Here is a 13,390-nt window from a genome sequence, read left to right as displayed (position 1 = left end):
CCGGGCATGCCTGCACGCGCCCTGCTTGTCCTGCTGGTCATGCTCAACTTCGGAGTCGCCACCTGGTGGGTGCTGCGGCCAGGCCCCCTGCCGCCGACGCCCTGGGCCCCCGCGGAAGGCGTGCCCACGCTGCGGCTGCCGGGCGAGCCCGTGCGCGACGGCGATGACGCCGCGTCGGGGTCGGCCGCTGCTGGCGGCGCGGGAGATGTCGCCGCTGCGGTCGGCTCGACTGGCAGCGGGGTCGCGCCGCCGGAACCCGCGTCCGGAGCCGACGGAACCATCGCGGCCGCGGGAACGGATTTGCGCGACGCCGCGATCGCCGATGCCGGCGCGAGCGGCGCGACTGGCGCCTCGAACCCCGCGGCAACGACGCCCCAGCTTCCGCCCGAATCGCCCCTGCGCTGCATGAGCTTCGGTCCCTATGCCGACGCCGCGTCGGTGGCCGCCGCGCGCGGCGCGCTGCAGCCGCTGGGTGCGACGCGCACGCGCGTGCGCGACGTCATCGATGCGCCGCGTGGCTGGCGCGTGACCATGGCGGCGCAGGCCGACCGCGCCGCGGCCGATGCGCTGGCCGCGAAGATCCGCGCGGCGGGCTTCGACGACCTGCTGGTGGTCCCGTCGGGGGACGAGGCCAACGCCATCGCCCTCGGGCGCTATGGCAGCGAGCCCGCCGCGCGCCGCCGCGAGTCCACGCTGCGCGCCGCGGGCTTCCCCGCCCGCGCGCAGCCGCTGGGCGAGGCCACGACGCGCTACTGGCTCGATCTGGCCGCGGGTCCGGCCTTCGATGCCGCCGCCGCGCGCGCCGCGGCCGGTGCGTCCGACGCCCGTACGATCGATTGCGCCGGCGTGGTCGCGGCCGCGGCGCGCTAGAATGCCGCGCGCCCTCGTGGCGCATGTGCCGGCATAGCTCAGCTGGTAGAGCAACCGCCTTGTAAGCGGTAGGTCGTCCGTTCGATTCGGACTGCCGGCACCATCTTTCCGTGCCCGCTGGAGTTCCGCATGCTGAAGCCGCAGCCCGTGTCCGTCTATGGAGTGCCCACCGACGTGGGTGCCGGCACGCGCGGCGCATCGATGGGGCCCGAAGCGTTGCGCGTCGCCGGCCTGGTCGAGGCGCTGGCGGCGCGCGGGATTGACGTGGTCGATCGCGGCGACGTCGGCGGGCCGCGCAATCCCTGGACCCGGCCGGACGGCGGATACCGCCACCTCGACGAGGTCGTGGCCTGGAACCGCGCGGTGATGGAGATGTCCGCGGCCGAACTCGCGGCCGGCCGCATGCCGGTGATGCTCGGCGGCGACCACAGCCTGGCGATGGGCTCGATCACCGCGGTGGCCCGCCACTGCCGCGCGCGCGGCAAGCGCCTGCGCGTGCTCTGGATCGACGCCCACGCCGATTTCAACACCTCGGCGATCACACCGTCGGGCAATGTCCACGGCATGCCGGTCGCCTGCCTGTGCGGACTCGGCCCGGACGTCCTGGTCAACCTGGGCGGGGAAGGGCCGATGCTCGCGCCGTCCGACGTGCGCCAGATCGGCATCCGCTCGGTGGATCCGGAGGAAAAGCGCCTGGTGCGCGAGCACGGCCTCGACATCTACGACATGCGCTACATCGACGAGGTCGGCATGAAGCAGGTGATGGAAGAGGCGCTGGCCGGCCTCGACGGCGACACCCACCTGCATGTCAGCTTCGACGTCGACGTGCTCGATCCGACCATCGCGCCGGGCACCGGGACGCGCGTGCCCGGTGGCCTCGACTATCGCGAGGCCCAGCTGATGATGGAGATGATCGCCGACGCGGGCGGCGCCGACTCGCTCGACGTGGTCGAAGTGAACCCGGCGCTGGACACGCGCAACCGCACCGCGCGCCTCGCGGTCGACCTGGTCGAGAGCCTGTTCGGCAAGTCGACGCTGATGCGCGACTGAATCCGGGACTGAACGGTCGCGCGAGCCCGGCCACGCGCGTGGCCGGCGTCAACGCGGATTTCACCTCGTGCTGCGTTTCATGTCCCTGACCGGGGCGGCTGCCGCCTGCGGCACCCTGCAAAGAAGGAGATCCACATGAAGCGTATTGCGATCCTGATGATGGTTTCGATGTTCTCGATCGGCATGCTCAGCGCCTGCAACACCGTCAAGGGCGCGGGCAAGGACGTGCAGAAGGTCGGCGAGAAGGTCGAAGGCGCGGCCGACGACACCGGTGCCACCGATCCGCGCTGAACGCACGTTGCCAAGGTGAAGGCCGGCGAACGGAATCTTGACCTGGTGGTGATGCGGGTTTCGGCACTGTGGGGGCGTACCGCAGCGATGCGGTCACTTTCCCCAAGAAGATCGAGGAGCAGCGCATGAACAAGGACATCATTTCCGGCAAGTGGAGCCAGCTCAAGGGCAAGGCCCAGGCACGCTGGGGCGACCTCACCGACGACGTGTTCGACGTCGCCGAGGGCAACGGCGAATACCTGTCGGGCAAGCTGCAGGAAAAGTACGGCTGGGAGCGCGACCGCGCCGACCGCGAGGTCCGTGACTTCGAGAAGACCCTCGGCTGATCCATCGCCCGCGTCACCCGAAGGGCCGGCACATGCCGGCCCTTTTCTGTTGTGGCGGGCCGCCCGGGGCAGCGCGGGCCGCGGGATAGAATGGGCATCAGTCCACTGTCGTCCCGTTTCCGTATGAGCCTGCGCGTCCTCACCGGCATCAAGCCCACCGGCGTTCCCCATCTCGGCAACTATGTCGGCGCGATCCGTCCGGCGGTCGCGGCCGCGTCGGCGGCCGGCACCGAGAGCTTCTTCTTCCTCGCCGACTACCACGCGCTGATCAGCACCCAGGATCCGCTGCGCGTGCAGCGCTCGACGCTGGAGATCGCGGCGAGCTGGATCGCCTGCGGGCTGGATCCGGACACGGTGGCGTTCTATCGCCAGTCCGATGTCCCCGAGACCACCGAGCTGACCTGGCTGCTGACCTGCGTCGCCGGCAAGGGCCTGCTCAACCGCGCGCATGCCTACAAGGCGGCGGTCGACCGCAACCGCGCCGAAGGCGTGGACGACGACGCCGGGGTGACCGCGGGGCTGTACATGTATCCGGTGCTGATGGCCGCCGACATCCTGCTGTTCAACGCCCACCGCGTCCCGGTCGGCCGCGACCAGGTCCAGCACATCGAGATGGCGCGTGACTTCGCGCAGCGCTTCAACCACATCTACGGCGAGCACTTCACCCTGCCGGAGGCGCTGGTGGAGGAGCAGGTCGCGACGCTGCCCGGCCTCGACGGCCGCAAGATGTCCAAGAGCTACGACAACGTGATCCCGCTGTTCGCGCCGCGCGACGAACTGCGCCGGCTGGTGTTCTCGATCGTCACCGACTCGCGCGCGCCGGGCGAGCCGAAGGCGACCGCGGGCTCGGCCCTGTTCCAGCTCTACCAGGCCTTTGCCGATCGCGACGAGGCCGAAGCCATGCGCGCCGCCTTCGCCGGGGGCATCGCCTGGGGCGAGGCCAAGGCCCGGCTGTTCGAACGCATCGATGCCGAGCTGGCGCCGCTGCGCGAGCGCTATCAGGCCCTGGTCGCCGACCCCGCGGGACTCGAGCGGCTGCTGCGCAGGGGTGGCGAGCGCCTGCGAGACGAGCAGGCACGGCCCTTCCTGGCGCGCCTGCGCGACGCGGTGGGGCTGCGCGACCTGTCGCTGGCAACGCGCGTCGAGGCCGGCGCCGACACGTCGAAGCCTGCCCTGCCGGTGTTCAAGCAGTACCGCGAAGCCGACGGCCGCTTCCACTTCAAGCTCGTCGACGGCGACCGTCTGCTGCTGCAGGGCGACGGCTTCGCGTCGCCGCGCGATGCCGGGCGCATCGTCGGCCTGCTGAAGTCGGGCGCCGCGGCGCCGCGCGTGGACGCGAACCGGCGCATGTGGCTGGACGATGCCGCGGTCGGCGCGGTGGCCGAGGGCGTGGACGTCGACGACGTGCTGGGCGCGCTGGAGCGCTTCGCGGGTGAGAGCGGATGAACCCCCTGCTCGAGGCCAACCTCACCCTGATCCTGTTCCTGCCCTGGTTCCTGATCCTGGCGACGCTGTTCTGGTTCTGGCCGCGCGAGCCACGCGGCGTCGCGCGCCGGCTCTACGACGTCGTGGCGCTGCTGCTGTCGCTGGCCGCCTTCGTGGCCAGCCTGTACTGGGTGCAGGACATCGCCGATCCCGCGCATGGCCGGATGTGGAAGCACATCCTGGCGACCGCGCTCGGCTACGGGGTCTTCCTGGGCGCGCTGCTGGTCGCGGTGCTGGTGCGCGCGCTGCTGTTCGGCCGGCGGCGGACGCCGGTGGCGTGAGCGGCGACGTCATCCTCGTCGATACCGGCTTCGGCGATCGCCCGGCGTTCTGCGCCGCATGGCTGGTGGTCGAGCAGGGGCGCGCCGCCTTCATCGACTGCGGCACCCTGCACAGCGTGCCTCGCATGCTGGCCGCGCTGGACGCCGTCGGCGTTGCGCACGACGCGGTCGATTACGTCATCGCTACCCACGTGCACCTCGACCACGCCGGTGGCGCCGGCGCGCTGCTGCGCGAGCTGCCCGCGGCCACCCTGGTGGTGCATCCGCGCGGTGCGCCGCACCTGGTCGATCCGGCCAGGCTCACCGCCAGCGCACGCCAGGTCTACGGCGATGCGCTGTTCGAGCGGTCCTACGGCAGCCTGGTGCCGGCGCCGCCGGAGCGCGTGCGCGCCGCGGCGGACGGCGAGGTCGTCGAACTCGCCGGCCGTCCGCTGCTGCTGGCGCACACGCCCGGGCATGCGCTGCACCACCTCTCGGTCTGGGACGAACGCAGCCGCGCCTGGTTCACCGGAGACGCCTTCGGGATCTCGTACCGCGAGTTCGACGTCGGCGGGCGGCCGTTCGCGATCCCCACCACCTCGCCGGTGCAGTTCGACCCGCTGCAGATGAAGGATTCGATCCGGCGGCTGCTGGCGACCCGGCCGCTGGCCTGCCACCTGACCCACTTCGGCACCGTGGCCGGCGATGTGCAGCGCGTCGGGCTGCGGCTGGTCGAGCAGGTCGACGCGATGGTCGCGCTGGCGCAGTTCCTGGCCGATGCGCCCGACCGGCATGCGGCGCTGGTGCGCGCGCTGACCCGGCTGTACGTCGACCGCGCGCGCATCCACGGCGCGGCGGATCCGGAGCGGCGGGTGCCGGAACTGCTGGACATGGACATCGAGCTCAATGCGCAGGGACTGGCGGTGTGGCTCGACCGGCAAGGCCGGCGCGCCACACCCCTGTAGGAGCGGCCACGGCCGCGATCCGGACTTGGGTCATTCCCACCGGTTGAGGTGCGGCCCGAAGGGCTCACGCTGCTGTCGCACCACGCAGAACCGGTGGCCGCTGGGCGCCTCCATCACCCACCAGGTGTGGACCTTGCGAACGCGCTTCGCGCCCAGGCGCTCCAGCCGGCCGGCCTCGGCCTCGACGTCGTCGGTTTCGATGTCGAGGTGGATGCGGCTGCCGTGGCCGACCTTCTGCAGCAGCAGGACCGGCTCGTCCGCGTCCGTCGACAGGCGCGCATAGCGGCCATCGCCGTCCTCGTCGGCAGCCGCCACCGGCTTGCCGAGCGCCTGGCTCCAGAATTCCACGTGTGGCGCGAGCTCCTCGACGTGGCAGTCGAGGACGAAGGTCGACAGGCGGCTGCGGTGGCCCATGTCAGGCTCCGGGGCGGGGTGTCCGATCCTCCGCCCGGGCCGGTGGCGGCGGCAAGTGCCGCCGCGGGTGCCTCAGTTCGGCAGCGCCAGGTCGTCGAGGATCGCCTTGAGGAAGCGCGCGGCCTCGCCGCCGGTGGCGGCGCGGTGGTCGAAGGTCAGCGAGATCGGCATGCGGCGGTGCACCTCGATGCCACCGATCACCGCGACCACGTCCTGGCTCAGCTTGCCCGCGCCGACGATGGCCACGCACGGCGGCACCACGACCGGGGTCGCGTAGCGGCCGGCGAACATGCCGAAGTTGGACAGGCTGATGGTGTAGCCCGACAGCTCGCTGGCCGGGATGCTGCGGTCCTCGACCTGGGCGCGCAGGCGCTGGATGCCGGTGCGGATGCCGGCCGCGTCGAGCACGTCGGCGTTGCGCAGCGCCGGGACGAACAGGCCGTCGTCGGTGTCCACGGCGATGCCGATGTCGACCTGCGGGTGCAGGGTGCGGGTCAGGTTCTGGCCGTCGAACCAGGCATTGAGCGCCGGCACGGTCTTCGCCGCGGCGCAGATGGCGCGGATCAGGCGCGCGGTGATGTCCTGCTTGCCGGACCAGGCGTGCAGGTCGGCGTCGTCGACCAGGGTGGTCGGCACGACCTGCGCGTGGGCTGCGGCCATGACCCGGGCCATGTTGCGGCGCACGCCCTTGAGCTGCTCGGGCTGGCCGCTGGCGGTGACGCCCGGCGGCTGGGTGCGCATCGGCTTGCCGGAGGCCGAGAGCGCGGTGCGCTCGGAGGCGGCGCGGCCTGCGGCGGCTCCTCCTGTAGGAGCGGCCATGGCCGCGATCGGGGCTGCGGGGATCGCGGCTGTAGCCGCTCCTACAGGGCCAGCGCCAGGGCCGGAGCGGCCGGCACCGCCACCGCCACCGCCGGCACCGATCGCGGCGCTGCCGTCGGCGGCCGCACGCTTCACGTCGGCCATGGTCACCGTGCCATCGGTGCCGGTGCCGCGCACGCGGCTCAGGTCGACCTTGAGCTTGCGCGCCTGCGCGCGCACGGCGGGCACGGCGCGCACGCCGCCCACGGCCACGGCCTGCTCGCTGCGCACGGCGTCGGAGGACTGCATCGCGCCGACCACGGTGCCGCTGTCGGCGCGCTCGCCGCTCGCGGCGGCCTGCGGTGCCGGTTCGCCGGATTCCTCGATCGCGCCGCCTTCGTCCGAGGCGACCACGCGGTCGTCCGGCGCGGGATCCTGGCTGCCGACGCCGTGTCCGCCACCGTGGTGGTGGCCCGTGTCCTGGCCTTCGGCACGCTGCGGCAGGTTCGGGTCGATCTCGAATTCGGCCAGCATCGCGCCGGTGATCACGACGTCGCCCGCGTCACCGGCGAGCTTCAGCACCTTTCCGGAGACCGGCGAGGGCACCTCGACCACGGCCTTGGCGGTTTCCATCGACACCAGGTTCTCGTCCAGGCGCACGGTGTCGCCCACTTTGACGAACCATTCGACGATGGTCGCGTCGGGCAGGCCCTCGCCGAGGTCGGGGAGGTGGAAGGTCTTCTTGTCGGCCATGGTGTCCTCGGGAATCCGGTGCTCGTGGGAGCGGTTGTGCCTGGCGCGGTCGCGCTGCCTGTTCGGTGTCGCGGACCGCCGTGCTTGATGGTGCAGGGCGCGGCCCGCGGGCCGCGCCGTGACGCGTGCGGAAGTGGTGCGGGCTCAGCCCGCCGCCATCGCCCGCTTCGCCGCGGCGACGATCTTGTCGACGCTCGGCAGGTACTTCATTTCCAGCCGGAACAGCGGGATGTGGGTGTCGTAGCCGGTGACGCGCTCGACCGGTGCCAGCAGGTCGTAGATGCATTCCTCGGCCAGGCGCGCGGCGATCTCGCCGCCGAAGCCCGCGGTCTTGGGCGCCTCGTGCACGATCACGCAGCGGCCCGTCTTGGCGACCGACTCGGCGATCGTGGCGAAGTCCAGCGGCTTCAGCGTGGCGACGTCGATCACCTCGGCGCTGATGCCGTCCTTCGCCAGCGCCTCGGCGGCCTCCAGCGTCTCCTTCACCTGCGCACCCCAGGTCACCAGGGTCAGGTCGGTGCCGTCGCGCAGCACGAAGCACACGTCCAGCGGCAGCGCCTCGCCGTCGTCCGGCACCACTTCCTTGTACTGGCGGTAGATGCGCTTGGGCTCGAAGAAGATCACCGGATCCTCTTCGCGGATCGCGGCCAGCAGCAGGCCGTAGGCACGCGCGGGCGACGAGGGCAGCACGACGCGCAGGCCCGGGACGTTGGTGAACAGCGCCTCGTTGGCCTCGGAGTGGTGCTCGGGCGCGCGGATGCCGCCGCCCCACGGCACCCGCAGCACCATCGGGCAGGTGAGCCGGCCGCGCGTGCGGTAACGGAAGCGCGCGGCGTGGCAGATGATGTGGTCGAGCATGGGATAGACGAAGCCGTCGAACTGGGCCTCGGCCACCGGGCGCATGCCCTGCGCGGCCATGCCGACGGTCAGGCCGGCGATGGTGGTCTCGTCCAGCGGGGTGTCGATCACGCGCTGGTCGCCGAACTCGGCATGCAGGCCCGCGGTGGCGCGGAACACGCCGCCGTTGACGCCGACGTCCTCGCCCAGCACCACGACCGACGCGTCATTGCGCATCTCGTAGGCGAGCGCCTGGGTAACGGCTTCGATCAGGGTGATCGCGGCCGGTGCCGCGTCCTTCGCAACGGCGCTCACGAACGCTTCTCCAGGGCGATGGCGGCGGCGCGCTGCTCGAGCAGGTCGGCCGGCGGATCGGCGTAGAGGTAGTCGAACATGGCTTCCACGGGCTGCACCTTGCTCTCCAGGTAGGCGTTGATTTCCACGTCGACCATCTGGCCGCATTCCTCGATCCAGGCCTTTTCCTGCGCCTCGTCCCACGCGCCCTGGGCGGTGAGCCAGGTGCGCAGGCGGGTCATCGGGTCGCGGGTCCAGCCGTCCTTGACCTCGGCCTCGTCGCGGTAGCGGCGGGCGTCGTCGGCGGTGGTGTGGTCATGCAGGCGATAGGTCATGAACTCGATCACGCTGCCGCCGCCGCCCGAGCGCGCGCGCTCCATGGCGCGGCGCATGCCCTCGAGCACGGCGAACAGGTCGTTGCCGTCCACCTGCAGGCAGTGCAGGCCACCGGCCAGGCCCTTCTGCGCCAGGGTCTTCGCCCCGGTCTGGGCCTTGCGCGGCACCGAGATCGCCCAGCCGTTGTTGATGATGCACTGGATGAAGGGCAGCGCATACGCGCCGGCCGAGTTGATCGCGGCGTAGGTGTCGGTCTTGGACGAGCCGCCGTCGCCGCAGCAGGTCACGGCCACGCGGTCCTCGCCGCGAAGCTTGAACGCGAGCGCGGAGCCCGCCGCGTGCAGGCACTGGGTCGAGATCGGCACGCACCACGGGAAGTCGTGCTTCGGGCCGGAGAAGTCGTTGCCGCGCTCGTCGCCGCCCCAGTACATCAGCACCTCGCGCGGCTTCACCCCGCGCATGAACTGCGCGCCGTACTCGCGGTAGCTGGGCGCGAACACGTCCTCGGGGCGCATCGAGGCGCCGATGCCGACGTGGGTCGCCTCGTGCCCGAGGCACGCGGCGTAGGTGCCGAGCTTGCCGGTGCGCTGCAGGGCGATGGCCTTGGCGTCGAAGGTGCGCACCAGCAGCATCTGCCTGAACAGCGGCAGGATGTCGGCGGCCGTGGGTGCCTCGGGCGGCAGCTCGGCCACCAGGGTGCCATCCGGGCCAAGGTACTGGAGGTATTCGATCTCGAAGCTAGCGGCAACGCTCATGCGGTCACGTGCTCGGTCATCCACGGGAGCCGGACATGATACCCGCAGGGTGCACAGGGGTCTTTGCGCGCTGCGGCAAGCGATGCCCCACGGCCAGAGGCGCGTGGCGCCCGCCGGAGCCACGGCCGCGGCCATGGCTCCTGGCGGGCCGGCGCTCGATCAGCGCACCATCCGCACGTCGAGCTCGCGGGAGTCGTTCGCCGGGACCGGGTCGGTCGAGGACGACGAGGTGCCGGCCGAGACCCGGAACTGCGGCGGCATCATCCGCGTGGACCCGTCGACGAGGAGTTGGAAAACCGCTGCAGACGGATACATGATTCCGGGTTCGGTCGTGCAGGTGGCGGCGAAGCGCTGACCAGGCGCACGGGCGCATGACCAGCCTTCCGGCGTGACGACGGTGACCCGTGCGGCGGTCAGCGTCGCCGCCAGGTGCACGTTCGGATCGATGGCGGGCGACGGTCCGCTGTTGGAAAGGAGCACGGAGTAGCGCAGCTGCTGGCCGTTGCGCCTGTACTCGGGGAATCCGTTGAGGGTGATTCTGAGGTCGGCGACCGCATCCACCGAGATGCTGGCCGAGTCGCCGTCGTTGGCCGGATCCGGATCCCGGGTCTGCGAGGTGGCGGCGGCGCTGAGCGTGACGCTGGCGCCGTCGGCCGCCAGCGGTGCGTTCGCCGAGGCGGTGAACGCGGCGGCCGACGCGCTGGCCAGGGCGTCCGCGGTGCACGCGGCGGTGGTCTCTCCGGCCGCTACGGTGGGGGCGTCGCAGACCCATCCGGAGGGCGCGGTGATCTGCAGGTCGGGCAGCGCCGCGTCCAGCGCGAAGCCGATGCCGGGAAACCGCGCGGCGTCGGGGCCGGCGTTGCTGGCGGTGACCTGCCACGTCATCCGGCCGGCCACCGGCACCGCTGTCTGCGGCGCGGTCACGACGGCCCGCATGTCGGCGAACGCCAGGGCGGGCAGTCGCAACATCAGCACCGACGGATCATGGTCGGACAGCCGCGCGGCGCTGCCGGCATCGTTGCGCGCGGTTTCCGGGAAGTCGGCGTTGAGGCGCGCATGGCTGATGGCCCAGGACTCGACCAGCGGCGAGGCGAGCGTCGCCTGGTTCACCAGGATGTGGTCGAGCGACTGCGCGTTGTTCTCGAACACGAACGAATAGCGCTCCGCGGGGTCCATCAGCCAGGTCGCGTTGACCAGGTCGGGTTCGACCAGGTCGATGCCGTCGCCGTTCACCGCGGTGGTGGCGTCGGCCGAGGGCATGCCGGTCACGGTGCCCATCACGTCGGCGTGGCCGTCGTTGAACTCGAAGGCGTTGAAGTCGCCGAGCACGACCAGGTTGCGCTCCGGGTCGTCGGCCTGCAGGCCCTGCAGCAGGTCGGCGAGGAACTCCGCCTGCAGCTGGCGCTTGCGCCGCACGCGGTCGCCCAGCGTGCCGGTGCCGGCCGGGTCCTCGCTGTTCACGTCATTGAGCGAGCGCTGATGCACGGCGACCACGGTCACCGGCAAGGCCCGCCCGTCGGCGAAGTTCACCACCGCGTCCAGCACCAGCGGCGGGCGGTCGTTGAGCAGGCTGGACTCGCCGGTGCCCTCGTAGGTCCAGGTCGCGTCCTTGCCCACCTGTTCCACCGACAGCACGTCGACGCGAGGGAGCGTCGCGCCGATGTCGCCGGCCTTGACCAGGAAGCCGACGTCGATGCCGCCGACGTCGTTGCCCTCGGCCAGGTAGGCCACGTAGCCCGGGTCGGGCCCGCCCAGCGCCACCGCGTCGGCATTGATCCTGCCGGCCAGGGCCTGCAGGGCGCCCAGGTTCTCGACCTCGCTGACGCCGATGATGTCGGGCGAATGCATGTAGGCGCGGATGCCGAGCGACGCCTTGTTGAGCCGGGCCGCGAATGCGTCGGCGGTGAGCACCGGCTCGCTGATCACGGGGTCGTTCACCGTGTCGAAGAAGCGCTGCAGGTTGTAGGTCGCGAAGCTGGCGTGGTCCGAGCCCGGCAGCACCGCGCCGCGCGGCTGGTCGAGTCCGTCGCATGCGATCGCAAGCTCAGCCTCGGGATAGACCGTGTAGCGGCGGAAGGTGTAGTCCAGCGGCCCGGTCAGCGTGTCGCCGGTCAGGATGCAGCCCGCGGCCACATCGGCCTGCGGCGCGCCGATGGTGTCGCTGTCGACCGCGATCACCTCGGAATTGAAATCCCAGCGCGGGATGGCGGTGGCGGTGGTGCCGCTGGGGTCCGGATCGGGCACCTGGATGCCCGGCTCGCGCAGCGGCCGCGCCAGGCCGGCGGCGACCACGGCGAACTGGCCGTTGCCGGTCGAGGTGGCACTGGACTCGTTGGTGAAACCGCGGGTCGGCGCGACCACGTGCGCGTCGGGCACGGTCACGCGCATGCCTTCGAAGCGCTCGAGCTGGTCGAGCCCGCCGTCGGGCGAGGCGCGCTGGGCATCGATCACCACCGGAGCCGGCAGCGCGTGGCCGGTGGAGAGCTGCGCTACGGTGGCGAAGCCGAGTTCGGTCATCGGCAGCTGGTGCGGATCGGCCGCCGGGATGTACTCGAGCACCGTGCCCTGCACGCGCACCCGATGCCCGACGGTTGCCTCCGGGCCGGGGGCGCCGGCGGTGAACACGAACAGGCCTTCGGACGTGGCCTCGTCGCCGTCGTCCTGGCCGTCCGGCGTCTGCATGAAGAAGCCGTTGGACTTGCGCGCAGTGACGATGCCGGTGGTGACCACCACCTGGTCCACCAGCGGCGAGGTCGCGCCCGGCCCCTGGATCGCGGAGATCGGCACGATGACGAAGTCGTCGTTGATGATCGTGCCGGTGCCCGCCAGGGTGCCGCCGAGCGCCCCGTTGATGTTCGACAGCACGAGCCCGAAGGTTTCTTCGGGCTCGACCACGGTGTCGCCGATCACGCTCACCGACAGGGTCACCGACATGTCGCCTTCGGCGATGTTGGCCGTGCCGCTCTTCGCGACGTAGTCCGCGCCAGCCAGCGCGGTGTCGTCCACGGTGGCGTAGTTGAAGCTGACCCCGCCGGGTCCGGCCGGCTGGCTCAGCGAGACCTGGAAGAACATCTCGGTGGGTCCGGAATCACCCTCGGCCACGCTGCCGTTTCCGATGCCGATGACCGGGACCGGTCCGCCGCCGCCGCCGGCCACCACGCGGATGTCGTCGATGCCGATCCATTCGTCGCTGCCCACGGCGTCCGCGGTCATGACCCGCAGCTCGACCAGGGCCTGGTTGTCGACCGCCGCGGGCAGGGTCACCGAGACCGGCGTGTCCTTGGTGAGCGACGGGCCGGCGCTGGCGTCGGCGACGAACGCCTCCGGCACGTTGACGAAGTCGCCGCTCCCGCCGACGCGGTACTGCAGAGATACCGGCTGCACCGAGTTGTCGGCGTTGCTGTCCAGGTCGCGCAGCAGGTAGGACACCTGGATAGCGCTCGCGCCGCGCGTGTCGAGGTGGATCCGGATGTACGGCGCGCGGGCGGTGCCGCTGCCCTGGAACGCGACGACCGGGTTGGCGACCTGGAACTCCGCCACGCCGCCGGTGTTGTTGGTGTTCGGGTTGGCCTGGTTGGCGATGACGTTGACCACGCCGGGCGCGTCGGGCGCGAGGATCGTTTGCGGATTGGCGCCGGTGCCGCTGGCCAGGCCGTCGCCGCGGAAGCCGATGATACCGGGCACGCCCGACCAGTCGTTGTTGGCCGTGATCAGCGCGGTGTCGCTCCAGTCCTGCGCGAACGGCAGTGTCTGCGGCGAGGAGTCGGCCTGCGCCCCGCCGATGGCGGCGGACAGGGCAAGGGCGAGCGCCAGGCGGCGCGGAGTCGGTTGCATGGCGTGTGGTCCCCTGGAAGATGTGGCGCGGCCCCCGCCGCGGCTTCGGGATTGTGCACCAGCCATGCGGCAGCGGGGTGACACCCGGCCAGGCGGGCGGAGGGCGGCCCGTGCCCGCCCTG

11 protein-coding genes, 1 tRNA gene and 1 pseudogene are annotated in these 13,390 nt (G+C 71.7%); 8 read left to right on the top strand and 5 right to left on the bottom strand.

Translation table 11 applies throughout. The annotated features are described in order from the left end of the window. The first annotated feature begins 6 nt into the window (after window positions 1–6). From JG616_RS06025 to JG616_RS05995, 8 genes and pseudogenes are all read left to right on the top strand, one after another. Window positions 7–870, top strand: coding sequence for an SPOR domain-containing protein (locus JG616_RS06025; RefSeq protein WP_199362338.1), 864 nt, complete (start codon window positions 7–9; stop codon window positions 868–870). A gap of 27 nt (window positions 871–897) precedes the next feature. Further along, window positions 898–973: transfer RNA gene (locus tag JG616_RS06020), tRNA-Thr, on the top strand. Window positions 974–999: 26 nt separating this feature from the next. After that, window positions 1,000–1,920: an arginase gene (gene rocF, locus JG616_RS06015; protein WP_199362337.1), complete on the top strand. Its 921-nt coding sequence runs from the start codon at window positions 1,000–1,002 to the stop codon at window positions 1,918–1,920. A 135-nt stretch (window positions 1,921–2,055) separates the two neighbouring features. Beyond that, window positions 2,056–2,211 carry an entericidin A/B family lipoprotein gene (locus tag JG616_RS06010; protein WP_199362336.1) on the top strand — a complete coding sequence of 52 codons (156 nt, stop codon included), beginning with the start codon at window positions 2,056–2,058 and terminating at the stop codon, window positions 2,209–2,211. 125 nt (window positions 2,212–2,336) lie between these two features. Beyond that, a complete protein-coding gene (locus JG616_RS06005) occupies window positions 2,337–2,537 on the top strand; it encodes a CsbD family protein (RefSeq protein WP_199362335.1) in 201 nt (66 codons plus the stop codon). Window positions 2,538–2,660: 123 nt separating this feature from the next. After that, window positions 2,661–3,878, top strand: a pseudogene (locus JG616_RS06000) (tryptophan--tRNA ligase); the annotation flags it as partial. Between the two features lie 101 nt (window positions 3,879–3,979). Further along, on the top strand, window positions 3,980–4,303 hold the full coding sequence (locus tag JG616_RS13630) for a hypothetical protein (protein ID WP_235972998.1): 324 nt from the start codon (window positions 3,980–3,982) through the stop codon (window positions 4,301–4,303). Beyond that, window positions 4,300–5,247 carry an MBL fold metallo-hydrolase gene (locus JG616_RS05995; RefSeq protein WP_343224985.1) on the top strand — a complete coding sequence of 316 codons (948 nt, stop codon included), beginning with the start codon at window positions 4,300–4,302 and terminating at the stop codon, window positions 5,245–5,247. The genes JG616_RS13630 and JG616_RS05995 overlap by 4 nt, the downstream gene beginning before the upstream one ends. A 30-nt stretch (window positions 5,248–5,277) precedes the next feature. On the opposite strand, the gene JG616_RS05990 is transcribed toward JG616_RS05995, so the two are convergent. The 5 genes from JG616_RS05990 to JG616_RS05970 form a co-directional block, all read right to left on the bottom strand. Beyond that, complete coding sequence (locus tag JG616_RS05990) at window positions 5,278–5,661, bottom strand: VOC family protein (protein ID WP_199392004.1); 384 nt, start codon at window positions 5,659–5,661, stop codon at window positions 5,278–5,280. A gap of 72 nt (window positions 5,662–5,733) precedes the next feature. Further along, complete coding sequence (locus JG616_RS05985; protein ID WP_199392003.1) at window positions 5,734–7,212, bottom strand: dihydrolipoamide acetyltransferase family protein; 1,479 nt, start codon at window positions 7,210–7,212, stop codon at window positions 5,734–5,736. Between the two features lie 144 nt (window positions 7,213–7,356). Then, the gene (locus JG616_RS05980; protein WP_199362330.1) at window positions 7,357–8,364 is read right to left on the bottom strand and encodes an alpha-ketoacid dehydrogenase subunit beta; all 1,008 of its coding nucleotides are present in this window, start codon (window positions 8,362–8,364) and stop codon (window positions 7,357–7,359) included. Next, entirely contained in the window at window positions 8,361–9,434 is a 1,074-nt protein-coding gene (gene pdhA, locus JG616_RS05975; RefSeq protein ID WP_199362329.1) for a pyruvate dehydrogenase (acetyl-transferring) E1 component subunit alpha, read from the bottom strand. The genes JG616_RS05980 and pdhA overlap by 4 nt, the downstream gene beginning before the upstream one ends. 159 nt (window positions 9,435–9,593) lie before the next feature. Next, window positions 9,594–13,268 carry a Calx-beta domain-containing protein gene (locus JG616_RS05970; RefSeq protein ID WP_199362328.1) on the bottom strand — a complete coding sequence of 1,225 codons (3,675 nt, stop codon included), beginning with the start codon at window positions 13,266–13,268 and terminating at the stop codon, window positions 9,594–9,596. Window positions 13,269–13,390 lie beyond the last annotated feature (122 nt).

The organism is Luteimonas sp. MC1895 (assembly GCF_016457215.1).
In the GTDB taxonomy this organism is placed as follows: Bacteria; Pseudomonadota; Gammaproteobacteria; order Xanthomonadales; family Xanthomonadaceae; genus Luteimonas.
The sequence above is the reverse complement of the archived record's forward strand: the minus strand, read 5'-3'. Positions and strand labels throughout refer to the sequence as shown.